This window comes from Bradyrhizobium manausense (assembly GCF_018131105.1).
Lineage (GTDB): Bacteria > Pseudomonadota > Alphaproteobacteria > Rhizobiales > Xanthobacteraceae > Bradyrhizobium > Bradyrhizobium manausense_B.
In genome coordinates this window covers 378,797-395,596 of sequence record NZ_JAFCJI010000001.1, presented here as the reverse complement: position 1 = coordinate 395,596, position 16,800 = coordinate 378,797, and the positions used below count along the sequence as shown (strand labels likewise).

The following is a 16,800-nucleotide window of genomic DNA, read 5'->3' as shown; positions in this document are numbered from 1 at the left end:
GTACCGAGGGCTATCGACCAAGGAAGGCGCCGGAGCGCAGCTTTTTCCTGGAAAATGCAAGCAGTGGGCTTGCTGAAAGCCGTTTCGGCCCGTGTCCGCTCGCCCAGTTGACGTCACGTGGCGCCTTGGTAGTCTGGCTGTATGGGCATCTTTGGTGGACAGCGCGGCACTCTAGTTCCCGTTCACGCGGACAACGCTGAAACGAGAGATTGGCTTGTGCTCTTGGAAGCGGCGACCATTGTCGGCCAGCAACGCGACAAGCTCCGGGTCGCATTGACTACGCAGGAGCGAAAGCTCGTAAAGAAGCGCAGACTATTCGGCAAGCCGCAGTATTTCCTTGTCATAGATGGATACGATCCAAGGATACACGCACTCTATTTTTGTCCCCAGCTCTACAAGAACGAAAGCGGAAGCCTGGTCCCGCTAACGGGACCGGAAATCGGGCAGTTGATGGCGCAAGCGCTCGAGGGCGGCGCTATCGAGAAATCGCCTTGGTACGGCCCCAGCGACAGCGTGCCGGAGGACGTAGTGATCAAGGCCGCGCCCAACATGGAGCTTGACAGCCTGGTCGTTGACGCGCCCCTTCCGAAAGGAAGTAAGCCTGCGTCCTTGCGCGCGGTGGTAACCAGCGAAAAGGACAAGTGAGGCGGCGCCGGTCGGAGACTTCACGAACTGTGACTGCCCGGGCGTATCTTTGCATCTACGTTGCGAACGAAGACTTGGCCGCCGTTACGCGGGTGCTTCGAGCAACGATCAGCAATGGGCCAGCAGCTGTCAATTGGCCACGAACGGTACGTCAAATTCCAGTTTCGCCAGCAGAATGGATCGTTTCTGGAATGCGAGGGCATATTGTATCCATCGCGGCATCGCGCTCGCCTGCTCCCTCACCGGAGCAAGCCGCGAAAGCCTAGCCTCCTCTCAGGAGGCCACTGATAAGGTTTGCGACCAAACCTTATCAGTCATCATAGGCGCCGGGAATTTTGAACGCATGGAAGGCCTCCCAATAGGCTCCCGCCCATTGTTTCAATGGCAGGGGCCATCGCAGAATCCGGACCGACTCTGGAGAACACCTTAGGGCGATGTCGACCGCGACAAGAGGAAGAAAGTTGAGAGTTCCCCCCTCAACAATGCTCAGGTCACTGAGTTGCTGGTCCACTGGCAGTTCGAGCGAGCCGATGCCACAGTGATCATTTCAACTGTTGCTGTTGGAGGCCATCAGCGCATCGATGAAGCGATGCACTTTGAGTGCCTCTTCGCCTGAGATTACCGGATCGCGGCCGTCACGGATGGCGTCGAGAAAATCAGAGATCAGCGCCCGATGGTAGGCGTGAGGGAAGGCCATAGGATCGGCGCCGTTACCGCCGCCGGCGGTGGCATCTCCGGCTTCAAGCACCTCGCCGGAGTGGAACGCGATCTTCAGCTTGGTGCCATCAAGAACGGCGACGCCGGCCGCGCCGATTAGTTCGATGCGTTCCGGCAAACCGGGAAAGGCGCACGTCGTGGCGCTGACCGCGCCGATGGCGCCGTCGGCGTAGCGGATCGCGGCGACCGCGATGTCTTCGGTTTCCATACGGTGGATCGGGCTGGTCGCGACAAAGCCGGTGACCTGTTGCGGGACGCCAGCAAAGGACAGCATCAAATCGAGTGTGTGAATGGCCTGAGTCAGCAGCACGCCACCGCCGTCGCGGGCAAGCGTGCCGCGGCCGGGCTGGTCATAATAGGATTGCGGCCGCCAGTTATTGGTGACGGCGGAGACACCGACGAGGCGCCCGAGCCGGCCTTGGTCCACAACCGCCTTCAACGTAAGGCAAGCTGGACGGTAGCGGTTCTGCAAGACGACGCCGAGCCGAACTCCGGCAGCGCGGGTCACAGCGACCAGGGCTTGGGCGCGCGCCGTGCTTATCTCGACGGGCTTTTCCAACAGGACGTGCTTGCTTGCGGCGGCGCAACGGCGGACGATATCAAGATGGGTGTTGGGCGGCGTCAGGACCAAGACCGCTTCGACCGAGCGATCCTCCAAAATGGTTTCGAGTCGGTCGGTCTGCGGAAAATCGAAGTCACGACCGAAAGCCTCGCGTCGCGCCGGCGTCGGACTGTAGGCGTAGACGACATCGACCCTAGCGGACAGATCCCGGAGCGCTCGGGCGTGCGGGGTGACAGCCATGCCGAGACCGATCAACGCGACGCGCTGCTTCGACTTTGTGATCAACGGGGCGTTCATGCTCATTCCTTCAGGCCCGTGCTTGCGACGCCCTGCACGAAGTGGCGGCGCAAGAACACGAACAGCGTGACACTGGGGATCAATACGACGGCTGACGCAGCACTAAGGCGACCGACATCCACGGTAAAGCCGGTCTGAAACAGCGCAAGCCCCACCTCGATGGGGTAGGACGTCTTGCTCGAGCTGACAATCAGCGGCCAGGTAAAGGCGGTCCAAGCCTGAAAAAACGCGAGAACGCCAAGCGCCGCAAGCGGCGCCCGCAATAGCGGCAGCACGATATAGAAGAACACCCAGAATTCGCCAGCACCATCGATGCGCGCAGCTTCGAGCAGTTCGTCGGGGATCGAGTGAATGACGTTCTGCCGAATCAAGAAGATGCCAAAGCTCATCACGAGATAGCCGACCAGCAGTCCCCAGACAGAATTCAACGCGCCGAGCGCCTTCACCTGAAAGTACAGCGGGATCATGTAAACCTCGAACGGAACGATCGCGGTCGCCAGGATGGTGGCAAAAACTGCGGTGAGAATTTTGGACGAAAACTTGCCCAAGATGTAGCCGGAGATCGCCGACGTCGTCATGATCGACGCGGTCGAGAGGCACGCGAACAACAGACTGTTCCATATCCAGATCAGGAGCGGCGTCTCGGCCAGAACGGACTTGAAATTGTCCAGGGTCGGGTCGTGCGGAACAATGGTCGGCGGCCAGACCAGGATTTCCTGCGGCGTCTTGAAGGCGTTGGCGACCAGGAACACCAGCGGCAGCAGCATCGTCAGACCAAAGGCGATCAGGAAGGCATCGATGGCGAGATTGGCCAGCCGTGCCTTCAGGCGGCGACTATCGTCGCCGACGACATTGTCTGGCACATGCGAGGCCATGGTCATGTCCGGCCGCCCTTCTCGCGCAACAGGGTGAACTGGATCAGCGTCAGGATCAGCACCATCACCAGCAACACCACGGCTTCAGAAGCCGCGTAGCCGACGCGGTAATTGCGAAAACTGTTTTCGAGCATGTCGAGCACCAGCACGCGCACCTGGCGGCCTGGCGCTCCCTGCACGTCCGAGGCGAGGATGAAGGCCTGCGCATAGACGTTGAAGCCGGACACCAGGGTGACGACCGAAACATACAGCGTGATCGGCTTGAGCAGCGGGATCGACAGATACCAGAAGGATTGCACCGGTGAGGCGCCATCGAGGCGCGCGGCCTCGTACAGCGACTGCGGCAGATTCTTGAAGCCGACCAGATAGATCAGCACCGCATAGCCGAGCGCCTGCCATGCGCAGAGCACGATGATGCAGACCACCGACAACGCAGGGTCGAACAGCCACGCTTTCGGCTCGACGCCAAACCAGCCGAGCAAAGCGTTGAGCGGACCGAGCCTCGCATCAAAAATCCACTTCCAGGCCAATGCGGCCGGCACCAGCGACACCACGTGAGGCAGGAACACCGCGGTTTCATAGAAGCCGGCGAAGCGCGACCGCGTCCGATGGTAGATCAACGCGGCGAGAAACAATGCGGTCGGGATCGTGACGATCAACACCCCGAAGGCGATGATGGTGGTGTTGAGCAAGGCCTCGCGAAACAGGGGATCGCCGATCAGCTCGGCGAAATTGTCGAGACCAATAAACGGCTTGTTCTTCGACAGGATATTCCATCGGTAGAGGCTGAGACGGAGCGTCTCAGCGATCGGATACAGCCTGACCACGGCGTAGATGGCCAGGATCGGCAGGAGCGCGAGGATCGCAAAGATCCATTTTTTTCGCTCCAGCATCTGGCTCTCACACGCGACGTCGCACGCTCGGGCGCATCACTTTTGACGCATCACTTGCCGAGCATGCCTTCGCGCTTCAGGATCTCGTTGATTTCGGTCTCGGAGGCCAGCAGCAGCGCGTCGATCGCCTTGTCGTCATCGGCGAGCTTGGCGTCGGCGAAGGCTGCGACCAGTTTGGCGGCGACCCTGGTCAAGACTTCGTCGCTGACGTCGATCGCCGGCACAGCGAACAGCTCATAGCCCTTCGGGTTGCTGACGAAGGCGCTGAAGGCCGGCACCGATGAGGTGATCGCCGTCGTGTCGAGGCCAGCACGGTTCGGCAGCCAGCCCACGTTCTTAAGCATCCAGAGTTGATTTTCCGGCTCGTCGGCGGCAAGCGCGAAGGCCCAGGCGGCGTCGGCTTCAGCGCCCTTGGCGCTGACATAAAGATTGACCGGCACGCTCATCGAGCCGCGCGGCAGCGGCGCGGTGGCGTAGGCGAGGGTGGGCGCCTTCTTGGCGATGTCGCCGATCACCCAGGACTCGCGGATGAACATCGCGGTCTGGCCACGCTCAAAAGCTTCGGCGTCGGCCGGCATCTCTGGCGTCACGGTTTTCGTCTTGTGGATGTTGATGAGATATTGCTTCAGCGCCTTCCGTCCGGCTTCATTGGCAAGCGTCGACTTCCATTTGCCGTCGGCCGTTTGCGTGAGGATACTGCCGCCGAACTGGAACAGGTTGATCCAGAATTTTTCGGCGACGCCCTGGCCGCCGCCCGAGAGGCGCAGGCTCCAGCCGGATACGGTGGCTTTGCCCGAGGCGTCGCGCTGCGTCAGCTTCTCGGCATAGGTATTGTACTCATCCATGGTCGCGGGCGGCTTGGAGAGGCCCGCAGCCTTGAACATGTCGAGGTTGTAGAACAACGACACCTGGCCGCGGAACAGCGGCACGCCGTAAACAGTGCCACCAACGCTGGCGCGGTCACGGAAGAAGTCGCTGAAGTTCGCCGTGTCAGAGACGAAAGCCGCGACATTGGCCGGCGCCTTCGGCAGCAAATCGTTGTTGGCGTAGCGCGCGGCGCTGGCGGCATTCAATTCGATCACCAGGGCACTGTTGTTGCCGCCCGAGGCGAGCGCGAGCGCGACGCGCTTTTCGTGTTCGCGCAGCGGGATCGCCTCGATCGAGACGTCGAGTTTTGGAAATTTGGCCTTCATGCCATCGGCGACGTGGCGGTAGAACGGCTCCATCTCGGGATAGCCGCTCCACACCGTCAGCTTCTGTGCCTGTGCCGTGGAGATACCGGCAAGCAGTGCGGCGCCGATGATCGACGCGGCGACAAGGCCGGAGCGACGATCGGCGCGGCGATGCCTGATGACGGGTTGCTCGAGACTAGCTTCAGACATCGTGATCCCCCTCCGTGCGATTGCGACTGCGCTTGTTCAATAATCTGCTATGCAACCGGTTGCGCGTCAAGCGACGCCGATGCTGCCGATCGCAGCAGGCGAGCGTCATCATTGGGCAACGAACCTTTGCCCCGCCACATAGGTCTCCCGGATCGCCAGCGAAGCGGCACCCTGCTCCCAGTCGAACAGGATCAGGTCGGCCACTTCGCCGACGGCAAGCCGCCCACGGCCACCGGCAAAGCTGCCGGGATTGATGGTCGCAAGCCGCATTCCATCTGCAAGCGTCAGGTCGGCCATGCGGACGGCCAGCGCCACATCCTGGCACAGAGGCCGGCTTGCGCCCGCCAGATATGGCGTTCCGGCCACGCTGAGACGCCCGTCGCTTGCGAGCTCGACGCGGCCGCCGATCGGCTGGTCATAGATCCCCGGCGGCATGCCGGCGACCGCTGCGGTATCCGAGACGAGATAGGCGCGGTCCAGTCCCTTGGCGCGCAGCATGGCCTTGAACGTATCCGCCGGGAGATGGAAACCGTCGGCGATGAAACCGGCGTCGAGCCGCTCGTTGGCCAATTGCGCCCAGATGAAGTTCGGGTGCCGCGGCAACATCGCCGAAGCACCATTGCCGAGATGGGTGGACAGCCGCGCCCCGGCCAAGGCGGCTTCATGAATCTGGTCTGATGTTGCCGAAGTATGGCCGATCGCGACCAGAATGCCCTGGCCGACCGCCGCGCGGATGAAGCTCGAGACCTGATCGTGATGCGGCGATAGCGTGATCTTGCCGACCAGACCGCCACTGACGCGCTGCCATTCGGCGACCTCGTCGAGATCAGGCGCGCGGACATGTTCGCGCGGATGCGCGCCACGCGGGCCATCTTCTGGGGCGAGATAGGGACCTTCGACATGGACGAAGGGAATCATCCGGGCGCAAAGCGAATCCTGGCGCCGCGCCGCGGCGATGGCTGATAGTGCAGAGACCAGCGAGGCGCGCGACGCGGTGATCAGCGTTGGCAAATAGGTGGTGACGCCGAGGCCGGTCATCATCAACGTCAGCGCGGACACGCGTTCCGCCGTCAGCATCCCGTCATTGAAGTCTAGGCCGCCATAACCGTTGACTTGCAGGTCAATCAGGCCCGCGGCGACATAAGGAGCCGCAGGCTCAGGAGCGGTCGGCTCGATCGCCGCGATGCGGCCGTCGGCAATCGTGACGGCAACGCCCTGCCCGTTGCCGACATCGCGGCCGACGACGCGCGTGGTTGTCGGCTCAGGCATCGGGATCGGACTCCGCGTCGAGATAGAGCGCGCAGTCGGGGTGCCGGCGCAGAATGCTGGCCGGGCAATCGGTCGTGACCGGTCCGTGCAGCGCGCCGGCGACGGCCAAGCGCTTGTGCGCTCCCGGCACGACGCAAAACAGGCGTTCGGCCCGCAGCAGCCGCGGTATGGTCAGCGTCAGCGCCTGTTCGGGCACGGCCGCAAGATTCGGAAAGCAGTCGTCATCCACCTGTTGCTGACGACAGACGTCGTCGAGCTCGACGATCTTGACGTCTTGCGGATCGGCGAAATCGGCAACCGGCGGGTCGTTGAAGGCGATGTGGCCGTTGACGCCGATGCCGAGGCATACGATGTCGATCGGCGCCGCATCCAACAACGCGGCATAGCGCGCCGCGTCGGCCTGCGGATCGCCCTCGGGGCGGATCGGATGGACCGCGCCGAACGGCACGCGATCGAACAGGCGTTCGCGAAGCCAGACTGCGAACCGTTGCGGCGCGCCTGAGGGCAGGCCGATATACTCGTCCATATGGAACGCCGTGATACGGCGCCAGTCGATATCCGGCTCGACGATCAGCGCTTCGATCATCTCGGCCTGGCTCGGCGCCGCCGCGAAAATCATCCGCACACCCGCGGCGACGGCGAGCCCTGCCCGGATCGCCACAGCAATGTCGTGCGCCGCCCGCTTGCCCATCTCCCGGCGGGTCGCGAAGGAATTCACACCCAGGCGTTCGACCGTGCGGTGACGCACTTGCTCAATTGAAGCGGCAGTCGATTCCATTGCGAATGTCTTCAAGAGTGAACGTGGATTTGCCGTGCGCCGCCGGGATTGCCTGCAGCGTGCAAGTCGTACTATTCTATGCAACCGGTTGCGCGTCAAGCAGGCCGCCGAACAGGACGATGATGGACGACCGCACGAGCCGCCCGGGAGCGCCGACGATCAGCCAGGTGGCGGAGGCCGCCGGCGTCTCACGCGCCACCGTATCGCGCGCCTTCACCCGCCCCGATATGCTGGGCGCGGACACCGTGCGTCGCGTGATGGCGATCGCCAAGAAGATCGGTTACGTGCCGAACCATACGGCGCGAGCGCTTTCGACCGGTCGCTACGGCAACGTCGCGCTGATCGTGCCTGATGTGGCCAACCCGTTTTTCCCGCCGCTGATCCGCGCCGCGCAAGTCGAGGCGGAGAAGCTCGACTTCTGCGTGTTCCTGGGCAATTCCGACGAAAATCCGGAACAGGAAGAAAAGCTGGTGAGCCGCTTCTCGACGCAGGTGGAGGGATTCATCCTCGCATCGACGCGGTTGTCCGACGAACGCATCCGCGCCGCACGGCGGCCGCTGGTGCTGATCAATCGCGACATTGCGGGTATCCCACGCGTGCTGATGGACAGCGGCACGGGAGTCGCCGAGGCCGTCGATCATCTGGCCTCGCTCGGCCACGAGCGCATCGCCTATGTCAGCGGTCCCAAGAATTCGTGGTCGAACGCGCAGCGACGGGCCGCCGTGCAGCGCAGAGCCAAGCTCCACAAGCTGCAGGTCCTGATCGTGCCGGCGCAGATGGCCTCGTTCGAAACCGGCTACGCAGCAGCACCCGCGATCCTCGACTACCGCGCCACCGCGGCCGTCGCCTTCGATGATCTGATGGCGCAGGGCACGCTCGCGGGCCTCGCCGCACGCGGCGTCGCAGTGCCGGCAGATTTCAGCATCGTTGGCTGCGACGACGTGCTCGGCGCGATGACCTACCCGCCGCTGTCCAGTGTCTCGAATGCCTGCGCGGAAGCAGGCCGGGTCGCCATTTCGCTGCTAATGGACACCCTGAAAACGCGCGCTGTTAGGGATATACGCTACGTTCTCGGCACCAAGCTCGTAATCCGCAAAACCACTGGCAGCGCCGCAAACCCACGCTAAGGACTGAGCGCATCATTCAGGCCAACGCGTTTTATCAAATTGCGCAAGCAAACCCGAAGAAAAGACTGCCGCTATTCGGTTTACCTACGGGCGGATCCGGCTGGGCATCTCGAATTAGCGGCTTGCCTTATCAGTCAGCCAACTGATTCCGTTTTGTTAGTGTCCTTATCAGTCTGCAAACCGACTCCGGTTTGCACGAAAGCTTCATCGGCTACCGATCTCATCCGCCTCGGATCTTCGCGCGCTGGCTTTTTAGGTTGTGGACATGGACATGCTGGCCAGCCAACACGCTGCGCGTCAGCCTGCCGATTGGCGCGCCGTATTTCCGGACTTCCTGGCCGGCCGCAAGATCGGAAAATGCAAATTTGTGGCCAAAGGGTATAAGTTCAAGAAGGGCGATCTTTTCGATCCGATCGCTGCAACGGACGCGAACGATACCTGATAGATCGCGGAGGGCCACGGCAACATCATCGTCGGGCGCAATCTGCACAGCGTCCCAGCCGATCTTAGTTTGGAGACTGCTCAAAGTGATGCTCCGATACGCGTGAAACATTCCGAGCCTTGACCGGTGGCTTCACCCAAGGTGAGCGTTCCGGAGGCAAAATCGATAACCGCGGCGAACAAGGCATCGGCCGCTTCGTCCAGCGATTGTAGCCCCTGAAGCACGTTGCTGCCATTGAAGTCGAGCTGCTCCGTCAAGTACGCGCATGAAGCCGGATTCGCGCCGATCTTGATCGTTGGGGCAAGCAGGCTGCAGTAGCTGTTTCCAGGCCCCGTCGTGAACAGGATCAACTGCGTTCCCGAGGCGACGAAGCCGGTCATCGATTCCGGCGAGAAGCTTGGACCATCCATCAGATAGAGGCCTGCCGGGCCCGGGCGTTGGCCAAAATCCAGCATATCGACGATCGGACGGGTGCCTGTCTTGGCGACGGCCCCTAGCGACTTCTCTTCGATGGTCGACAGGCCGCCGGCTATGTTCTCCTGTCCGGGGTTGTTGCCGATGAGATCGACGCCAGCGGCGGTCACCGCGCCTTCCCGGGCGGCGACGACCTGAACGACCTTCCGGCCGACCTCGACGCTGACGCAGCGATGGAGCAAGGCATGTTCGGCGCCGAGCCATTCGAGAGTTTCGCCGACCACGGCCGTCGCGCCCGCATCGACCAACCGGTCTGCCACCGCGCCCGCCAGAGGGTTGGCGGCGAGGCCAGAACTGGCATCGGACTGGCCGCATTCCAGGCCCAGATAGAGCTGCGAGACGCTCACCGGTTCGCGACGAGCCCGCGAAAGCTCGCGGATCATCGTGGCACCCTTTCGAATCGCCCGTGCAGTCAATTCCAGCGCGTCCTGATGCGTGTCGTCCAGTGTCAGCACCTCGATCGGAGAGTGCGAGACTACGGCAATCGCGGCAGCGACATCGTCCGCCGACTTGCGGTCGGCTCCGATGACCAGAACCGCACCATTGTTTGGACTGGCTCCGACGCCGACCAATTGTCGGAAGTGACATTCCTTGTCAGGCCCATACTGGCCACGCCCGTATGGCGTAGCGACAACCTTGCAATGCGAAAGCGACGAGCCAATCTGGATCGCCGTCGCCGCGACGAGGCCATTGATGCAGAGAACGAGGAGATGATTGCGTACTCCCGCACGGTCCGACTGGCGCGGAAATCCGAGAAATACCTTTTCTGCCATCAGCCCCACCTCTCCGCTCGCGTATGTCCTTGCCCATGTTCAGATCACCTGCCCGTAGCAGGAGCGCTCCAGGCGAGGTGGCGGCCGCCGGTCGCCTGCAGGTCGGCGCCGGTAATGTAGCTCCCTGCGTCCGAACAGAACAGAAGCGCCGCGCCGGACATTTCCGCGGGCATCCCGGCGCGCTGCATCGGACTGCAATCCGCTTCGATCGCTTTCCAAGCGGCTGCATCCTCGCGGCGCCACTTGTTGCGCTCTGTGGCGATGAGGCCCGGGGACAGGTTGTTGATGGTGATACCGTAAGGTGCGTATTCGCGCGCCAGGTTGAATGAGAGATTGTGTTGCGCACTCTTGAGTGCCGCATAGACCGAGAGCACGGACTCCGGCGCAATCTGGTTGACGCTGCCGATGGTAAGGATGCGGCCGAAACGGTTGCGGCGCATCTGCGGCAGGACGGCCTGGAGCAATTCGATCGTCGCCTTGAAGTTCACTTGAAGCTGGCGCTCGAGTTGAGCCGCTGTCACCTCCTCGAATGGCGTCCGGTATTGGATCGACGCGCCCACGACCAGAACGTCGATATCGCCAAGCTTGTGCCGCGCTTCCTCCACGCATCGGGTCGGCTCGCCCGGTCTCGCGAAATCCGCGTCGATTGCGATGCCCGCGCGGCCACAGCCGGCTATCGCTGCCAACATCTCCTCGGCCGCGTCGCCGCGACCGAACCCGATGTCGGCTTGGCGCGCGTACTGGATGGCGACATCCGCGCCGGCCTCTGCGAAAGCAAGCGCGATCTCGCGGCCGATGCTGACGCTCCCCCCCGTGACGAGCGCCTTGCGGCCCGCCATCGAAAAGCGCGCCCCCACGCGGCGGTTGTTCTCCAGTTCGTGTTGCGCAGTTTCCATGGCGCCCTCCGCTGTCTGTCTACTCGCCGGGAGATACTCGTCATGGCGCGAAATGTCCTCCCGTCGCGCCATCAAAGAGGAGAATCTGGTCGTCTTCTATGAAACGGTTCATGCGGTCGTCGGGCTTGGCACGGTTGCGAATGTCGCCATTGCTGATGACTCCCGGCCCCGTCACCATCCCCAAGGGAGGTCGACTTGCCGCATCCGGAAGGATCAACGAGGTCGACGAATTCGCCAACGGCAATGTCGATCGCCCCCCGCTGATATTTCAACCGCGCCTTACAGATTTCAATCGAAATGCTCGCCATTCCCCACGTGTTCTAACCCGCAACGGTTCGCCGCGAACCGTCGACGGCAATCGTCCTATCCGGAAGCGGAATTCGATAGACGCGGGCGGCTGTGCGCCGGAAGATCGTATCTTTCTCGTCTTCCGACAAGTCGTCCAGCACCGTGTCCAGGTTGCGGATCTGGTCGACCACTGGGCACATCAATTTCTCGACCGGATAATTGGTGGCCCACATGCACCGGTGCGGCCCGAACAGGTCGATGACCATCCGGACGGGAGCGGCGATGTGCTCGGGCGCCCAACCACGATCGAGAACCCAGAGACCCGAAAGCTTGATCGACATGTTCGCGCACCTTGCGCAGTCGCGCATCCCCTCCGTCCACTGGGCGATGTCCTCGACCGTCTCGCGCAGCGGCGTACCGAGGTGATTGATGACGATTTGCAAGTCCGGATTGGCGCGTGCGACATTGGCCAATTGCGAGAGCTGCCCGGGCACGACGAGCGTGTCGAAGGCCAGCTCTCGACGCGTCAATTCCGACAGGCCATGCAGGAATTCCGGGGCAAGCATGATGTCCGGAGATTCCACGAAGCGCCACCACGGCCGCCCGTCCCAAGCCAGCGACATGCGTATTCCGCGCATGCGTGCGGAGCGCTGGAAGACCGAAAGAACTGCGCCGATATCCGGGCGGCGCAAGTCGGCATGGCCTACCGAGACGGCAGGCAGGCTGCGGTCGCCGGCCACGGCATCGACCCAGTCGAGCTCCGATGCTCCGGGCCCTCCCGCGCTTGCCTCGACGAAGACGGACGCGACAACGCCGATGCCGGCCATGTCGCGAGCATAGTCGGCGACGAGGTAGTCCTTCTTGAGCGCCGTGTGGTCACCGAACGGGCGTGGTGGCGAGCCCGGCGCAAGCCATGCATAGGGAAAGCGACCGAGTTGCCACAGATGATGATGAGCGTCGATCCTTTGTCGCACCGAGCCGTCTTTCAATCTGCCTAGAACAGACCCATTGATAGTTCTGTTTTTCAACAGCGTCAATACGGGCCGCCGATGCGCCTTGATTTGACGAAATTAACAGGATTATATATGGTTCTGTTCATAAGAATGCGGACTGGAGGCAGCTTCAGATCCGCGCTGGCCGTTTTGAGGCAGATAGGAGGAAAGCCATGCTCAAACTGCTTGCCGCTGCTCTCATCACAAGCGCTGCCATGATCGGGACAATCCGCTTCGCCGATGCAGATCCGGTGACGATCACGTTCCGCTTCAACGACACCGAACAAGAGGTGCGGGGAGCAATCGACGCGTTCGAGAAACAGAATCCGAACATCAAGGTCGACCTTCAGCGGATCGGCTGGAAGGACGCCCGCAACCAGTTCCTGCGCGAGGCCGCTGTTGGACAAGGACCCGACGTGGCGCATGTCGCGCAGGTCTGGGTTACCGAAATGGGTGATGCCGGCGCGACGCTGGCGCTCGATGACCTCATCCGGAAGGATCCGCCGCCAAACGGCTTTGCCGATTTCGCCGCGCAGGACCTGGCCAAGGGCAAGGACGGTCATATCTACGGCCTGCCGTGGACGACCGATACCTGGGCCATGGTTTACCGGACCGACCTGCTCAAGGAGGCCGGCATAGAAAGCCTGCCCACGACATGGGAAGACATCCGCAAGGATAGCGAAGCGGTCTACAAGAAGACCGGCAAGACCGGCTTTGGCTTCCCGGCCGGCAGCTCGGCTTCGGGGGCTATGTGGTTTCTTGCCAATTTCTACTGGTGGTCACATGGCAAAGAATTGATCGTCCAGAAGCCGGATGGCTCCTACGCGATCGGGCTCACGCTGGAGGACGTCACAGAAAGCATGAACTACTACAAGAAGTTCATGGACGAAGGCGACAACCCGCGGCCGAATCTTGCCGCCAGTGATGCGCACGACCCTGCGATCATGCAGGCGCTAATAACCGGTAACCAGGCGATGGGCGCGATGCCGCCGAATACCTTTAAGGAGGCCTTAAAGGCGTACGAGGACGCGAATCCCGGAAAGCCCGCCCCCTTCGCCTCCGGGCCCTTCCCGCACCAGAACAACACCAAAAGCTCTATGATCGGCGGGCGTATGCTTGTCATCAACGCCAACAGCAAGCATCCCGACGCGGCCTGGAAGTTCGTCAAGTTCATGGCCTCCCAGTCGGTCTTCGCCGACTACTACCGTACTCAGTTTCCGGCGCAGACCTCGCTGCTGAAGCAGATCGATTTCGGCGCGCCGCTCAAGGGCTTTGCGGACCAATTCCCCTATGCTCGCACGTGGGGTGCCTACGCCAGCGGCCCGGTTCCGATTGGCACCCTGTGGAACGTTACACAGCGCGCCTTCGGAAAGGCTCTATCGGGACAGCAATCGACGGAAAATGCCGCCAAGGAACTGCTGGCGGAAATCGGAAAGCAGATGCCGTAAGGCCGGCTGGTGAGAACTCGGATCCAGGGACAGCCATGCGCGAAAGGCTTTTCATCGTCACGATGCTACTGCCCGCAATGGTCCTCTTGGTTCTGTTTTATGGCTATCCGATCTTCGACAACCTACGCATCAGTTTCACCGACCTCTCGCTGCTCGGCATGAAAAAGGGCGGGAATTGGGTGGGTCTGGCGAACTACCGCGAGCTATTCCATCGCGGTGATTTTGGCCACATCCTGTTCAATACCTTCGTCTGGCTGACGGCAACATCTGTCCTACTTAGGCTACTGATGGGCCTTGGCATCGCCGTGTTGCTGAACACCAGGGCCATGAAGAAGCTCAGGTTGGCCTCGGTCGCGCGCTTCGCCCTGCTCATCCCCTGGGCAACGCCCCCAATCGTCGCAGTGGTGATCTGGCGCTTCCTGCTTGAGCGCAACGGCGTCGTCAACGAAACCTTGATGCGGCTGAACATCATCAGTCAGCCGATCGCCTTCCTCGCCGACATGCGCGCGGTCTGGCCCTCGATAGTGGCCATCATGTTGTGGAACACCGTACCGCTTATCGCGCTTTCGCTGTTGTCCAGTCTGCAAACGGTGCCGGAGGAATACTACGAGGCGGCGGAGCTCGACGGCGCCACCAACTGGCAAGTGTTTCGTTTCGTGACGCTGCCGTTCCTGATGCCCGCTATTCTGGTACTCGGACTGATGTCGGTGTTCTGGTCGTTCAACAACTTCGTCTATGTTTGGCTCGCGACCGGCGCCGGGCCGGGCACATTCACAAACGTGCTTGCGACTGAAGTTTATCTCAAAGGGTTCGTGGATTTCCGACTCGGTTACAGCTCCGCGATCGGCATGATGATGGCAATCATTATGGGGGCCTTTGGAATCCTCTATCTGCGGCTCGTGGCACGGCAGCAATTGGAGGAGACACTGTGACGGTGCCGGCTTCCTCTCGCCACTGGCGCGAGCCCGGTGCTTGGCAACTCGTCGTCGTCCTGGTGCTGGCGATCGTCACGCTGTTCGTCCTGGTTTACCCAGCAATATACGTTTTCTTCGGTTCATTCCGGCCCGCTGGCGGCCTGCTGTCGGCGGCGGAGACTTTCACGATCCGCAACTACGTCCGCATTTTCCAGGCCGGTTTCGGACGCTTCATCATCAACAGCGTCGTCATCTGCGTGGCCGCGACCGTAGTTTCCACGGTGCTGTCGATAATGGCGGCCTATGTATTCTCGCGCTTCACATTTCGCTTCAAGCGCGCGCTCTTCATGGGCATCTTGTTCGGCCAGGTCTTTCCCTGGATCGTTCTGATCAATCCCCTGTTCGTGGCATTCGCCACCATGCATCTCATCAACAGCTATTTCGGCATGATTCTCACCTATACCGCCTTCACGATCCCGTTCTCGGTCTACATGCTCGTTGGCTATCTGGTGACTGTACCGAAGAGCCTCGACGAAGCCGCCATCATTGATGGTGCCTCGCGGTGGCAGGTTATCTGGCTGATCATCTGCCCGGTCATGCTGCCGGGCTTCGTGGCGACCGCCACCTATGCCTTCCTGCTGTGCTGGACGGAATATCTGTTTGCGCTCGCCTTCCTGACGCAGACCGACCTCAAAACCCTGCCGCTGGGCCTCTACCAGTTCTTCGGCGACGACTATGTCGACTGGGGCGCGGTCATGGCGGCTTCTGTCGTCACGACGCTGCCGGTCTTTCTTCTTTTCCTGCCGATCCAGGGATGGATATCGCCCGGACGGATCGCGGGAGCCGTCAAATGAGCCATGGCCCGTTCGCTGGAGACGCCGTTGAGCGGATGCACAATTGACAGGTTACGCGTCGCCCTAGTGGCCGCTCCACTGGAAACACCGATCGTTGCGCCATTCGGCACGGTGACGACACGCCACAACATCCTGGTGCGCGTTGAGACCAGCGACGGCTGCTGGGGGATCGGCGAAGCCTGGGGGAATTTTCCGCCCTGGGGCTGCCGGGAGCGTGTCGACATCCTGACCAACGTCGTCCGACCTGCTCTGGTCGGTCAAACGCTCGACGATCCCACGCGCCTCTACGGCACGCTGACACAGGCGATGCGAGCGCTCGCCAACCAGCTCGGTGCGCCCGGCCCCTTCCAGCAGGCGCTCTGTGGCGCAGACATTGCATTGTGGGATGCGGCGGCCCGCCGCGCCGGCCGACCACTAGCCGATTTCGTTCGTGGCGGACCGTCGCCACGGCACGCGGATGTCTATGCGACGAACCTTCCCATCCAGCGTCCCGCCGCGATTGAGGAAATGGCGTCGAAGGGCCACACCCGCTTCAAGTTTCGCGTTTCCGGCGACGACCCGCTACTCATCGACCGGCTTCGCGAAGCCCGCTCGGTCGCGGGCACGCGTCCTATGATGGCCGATGCGACGCAGTCCTTCCGGCTGGAGACGTTGCGCCCGCTTGCCGACGCACTCGACGCGCTCTCTTTGGATTGGCTGGAAGAGCCGTTCCTGGTCGACGACGAGAGAGCCTATATCGCGTGGCGCGACGAGACGGTCAGGCCACCGGTGGCGCTTGGCGAGAATGTATACCGCCGTGCCGGGTTTCGGCGGATCCTCGATATCGTCAGGCCCGAAGTCGCCCAACCCGACATCACGAAAACCGGCGGCATCAGCGAGGGTCGCGAAATCTGCCGCGAAATCCTTGCAGACGGCCGGCGCGCCTGCCTCCACATGTATGGCGGTCCTGTCGGCCTCTATGCCAGCTCGCATCTTAGCGCCGCGATCGACGGCATGTCCTGGGTGGAGATGGATTCCTTGCCCAACCCCTTATTCGAGATGCTGCTTCATCAGGCTCCGTCGATCGATGATGGTAAGTTGCGGTTTGAAGACCAGCCCGGGCTCGGAGACATCATCCGCCATGAGGTTTTCGAAAGGTTCGAAGTCCGATAGGAAGCCGTCGGAATCACATCGC

At 61.9% G+C, this 16,800-nt stretch carries 16 protein-coding genes; 6 read left to right on the top strand and 10 right to left on the bottom strand.

Features of this window, described 5'->3' with window-relative positions; translation table 11 throughout:
* Positions 1-222: 222 nt before the first annotated feature.
* Positions 223-645: a hypothetical protein gene (locus JQ631_RS01900; RefSeq protein WP_212323488.1), complete on the top strand. Its 423-nt coding sequence runs from the start codon at positions 223-225 to the stop codon at positions 643-645.
* A gap of 547 nt (positions 646-1,192) precedes the next feature.
* Here JQ631_RS01900 and JQ631_RS01895 read toward each other — a convergent pair.
* From JQ631_RS01895 to JQ631_RS01870, 6 genes are all read right to left on the bottom strand, one after another.
* On the bottom strand, positions 1,193-2,221 hold the full coding sequence (locus tag JQ631_RS01895) for a Gfo/Idh/MocA family protein (RefSeq protein ID WP_212323487.1): 1,029 nt from the start codon (positions 2,219-2,221) through the stop codon (positions 1,193-1,195).
* A 2-nt stretch (positions 2,222-2,223) separates the two neighbouring features.
* Positions 2,224-3,102 carry a carbohydrate ABC transporter permease gene (locus tag JQ631_RS01890; RefSeq protein ID WP_433995493.1) on the bottom strand — a complete coding sequence of 293 codons (879 nt, stop codon included), beginning with the start codon at positions 3,100-3,102 and terminating at the stop codon, positions 2,224-2,226.
* The gene (locus tag JQ631_RS01885) at positions 3,099-3,989 is read right to left on the bottom strand and encodes a carbohydrate ABC transporter permease (RefSeq protein ID WP_212323486.1); all 891 of its coding nucleotides are present in this window, start codon (positions 3,987-3,989) and stop codon (positions 3,099-3,101) included. Before JQ631_RS01885 ends, JQ631_RS01890 begins: the two co-directional genes overlap by 4 nt.
* Positions 3,990-4,039: 50 nt before the next feature.
* A complete protein-coding gene (locus JQ631_RS01880) occupies positions 4,040-5,371 on the bottom strand; it encodes an ABC transporter substrate-binding protein (RefSeq protein WP_212323485.1) in 1,332 nt (443 codons plus the stop codon).
* Between the two features lie 108 nt (positions 5,372-5,479).
* Positions 5,480-6,640, bottom strand: coding sequence for an N-acetylglucosamine-6-phosphate deacetylase (locus JQ631_RS01875; protein WP_212323484.1), 1,161 nt, complete (start codon positions 6,638-6,640; stop codon positions 5,480-5,482).
* The gene (locus tag JQ631_RS01870; protein WP_349644951.1) at positions 6,633-7,517 is read right to left on the bottom strand and encodes a glucosamine-6-phosphate deaminase; all 885 of its coding nucleotides are present in this window, start codon (positions 7,515-7,517) and stop codon (positions 6,633-6,635) included. Before JQ631_RS01870 ends, JQ631_RS01875 begins: the two co-directional genes overlap by 8 nt.
* A gap of 20 nt (positions 7,518-7,537) precedes the next feature.
* On the opposite strand from JQ631_RS01870, the gene JQ631_RS01865 reads away from it, so the two are divergent.
* Positions 7,538-8,545: a LacI family DNA-binding transcriptional regulator gene (locus JQ631_RS01865; RefSeq protein WP_249160091.1), complete on the top strand. Its 1,008-nt coding sequence runs from the start codon at positions 7,538-7,540 to the stop codon at positions 8,543-8,545.
* 220 nt (positions 8,546-8,765) lie between these two features.
* Here JQ631_RS01865 and JQ631_RS32600 read toward each other — a convergent pair whose 3' ends face one another.
* From JQ631_RS32600 to JQ631_RS01845, 4 genes are all read right to left on the bottom strand, one after another.
* On the bottom strand, positions 8,766-9,098 hold the full coding sequence (locus tag JQ631_RS32600; protein WP_433995492.1) for a UxaA family hydrolase: 333 nt from the start codon (positions 9,096-9,098) through the stop codon (positions 8,766-8,768).
* Entirely contained in the window at positions 9,068-10,234 is a 1,167-nt protein-coding gene (locus JQ631_RS01855) for a UxaA family hydrolase (protein WP_212323475.1), read from the bottom strand. The genes JQ631_RS32600 and JQ631_RS01855 overlap by 31 nt, the downstream gene beginning before the upstream one ends.
* Positions 10,235-10,278: 44 nt before the next feature.
* Positions 10,279-11,130: an SDR family NAD(P)-dependent oxidoreductase gene (locus tag JQ631_RS01850; RefSeq protein ID WP_212323473.1), complete on the bottom strand. Its 852-nt coding sequence runs from the start codon at positions 11,128-11,130 to the stop codon at positions 10,279-10,281.
* A 320-nt stretch (positions 11,131-11,450) separates the two neighbouring features.
* A complete protein-coding gene (locus JQ631_RS01845; protein WP_212323471.1) occupies positions 11,451-12,455 on the bottom strand; it encodes an amidohydrolase family protein in 1,005 nt (334 codons plus the stop codon).
* Between the two features lie 128 nt (positions 12,456-12,583).
* Between JQ631_RS01845 and JQ631_RS01840 the strand changes: the two genes are divergently transcribed.
* The 4 genes from JQ631_RS01840 to JQ631_RS01825 are packed head-to-tail and all read left to right on the top strand — an operon-like array spanning position 12,584 to position 16,778.
* Entirely contained in the window at positions 12,584-13,858 is a 1,275-nt protein-coding gene (locus tag JQ631_RS01840) for an ABC transporter substrate-binding protein (RefSeq protein ID WP_212323467.1), read from the top strand.
* A 35-nt stretch (positions 13,859-13,893) separates the two neighbouring features.
* Entirely contained in the window at positions 13,894-14,790 is an 897-nt protein-coding gene (locus JQ631_RS01835; protein ID WP_212323465.1) for a carbohydrate ABC transporter permease, read from the top strand.
* Positions 14,791-14,792: 2 nt separating this feature from the next.
* Positions 14,793-15,626, top strand: coding sequence for a carbohydrate ABC transporter permease (locus JQ631_RS01830; RefSeq protein WP_212323463.1), 834 nt, complete (start codon positions 14,793-14,795; stop codon positions 15,624-15,626).
* A gap of 3 nt (positions 15,627-15,629) precedes the next feature.
* Positions 15,630-16,778 carry a mandelate racemase/muconate lactonizing enzyme family protein gene (locus JQ631_RS01825; RefSeq protein ID WP_212323459.1) on the top strand — a complete coding sequence of 383 codons (1,149 nt, stop codon included), beginning with the start codon at positions 15,630-15,632 and terminating at the stop codon, positions 16,776-16,778.
* Positions 16,779-16,800 lie beyond the last annotated feature (22 nt).

Bases quoted from the DNA above. Each gene is read 5' to 3' on its own strand.
- JQ631_RS01840 (WP_212323467.1), top strand. From the start codon at position 12,584: ATGCTCAAACTGCTTGCCGCTGCTCTCATCACAAGCGCTGCCATGATC.
- JQ631_RS01850 (WP_212323473.1), bottom strand. From the start codon at position 11,130: ATGGAAACTGCGCAACACGAACTGGAGAACAACCGCCGCGTGGGGGCG.
- JQ631_RS01865 (WP_249160091.1), top strand. From the start codon at position 7,538: ATGATGGACGACCGCACGAGCCGCCCGGGAGCGCCGACGATCAGCCAG.
- JQ631_RS01890 (WP_433995493.1), bottom strand. From the start codon at position 3,102: ATGACCATGGCCTCGCATGTGCCAGACAATGTCGTCGGCGACGATAGT.
- JQ631_RS01835 (WP_212323465.1), top strand. From the start codon at position 13,894: ATGCGCGAAAGGCTTTTCATCGTCACGATGCTACTGCCCGCAATGGTC.
- JQ631_RS01880 (WP_212323485.1), bottom strand. From the start codon at position 5,371: ATGTCTGAAGCTAGTCTCGAGCAACCCGTCATCAGGCATCGCCGCGCC.
- JQ631_RS32600 (WP_433995492.1), bottom strand. From the start codon at position 9,098: ATGTTTCACGCGTATCGGAGCATCACTTTGAGCAGTCTCCAAACTAAG.
- JQ631_RS01895 (WP_212323487.1), bottom strand. From the start codon at position 2,221: ATGAACGCCCCGTTGATCACAAAGTCGAAGCAGCGCGTCGCGTTGATC.
- JQ631_RS01885 (WP_212323486.1), bottom strand. From the start codon at position 3,989: ATGCTGGAGCGAAAAAAATGGATCTTTGCGATCCTCGCGCTCCTGCCG.
- JQ631_RS01875 (WP_212323484.1), bottom strand. From the start codon at position 6,640: ATGCCTGAGCCGACAACCACGCGCGTCGTCGGCCGCGATGTCGGCAAC.
- JQ631_RS01855 (WP_212323475.1), bottom strand. From the start codon at position 10,234: ATGGCAGAAAAGGTATTTCTCGGATTTCCGCGCCAGTCGGACCGTGCG.
- JQ631_RS01825 (WP_212323459.1), top strand. From the start codon at position 15,630: ATGGCCCGTTCGCTGGAGACGCCGTTGAGCGGATGCACAATTGACAGG.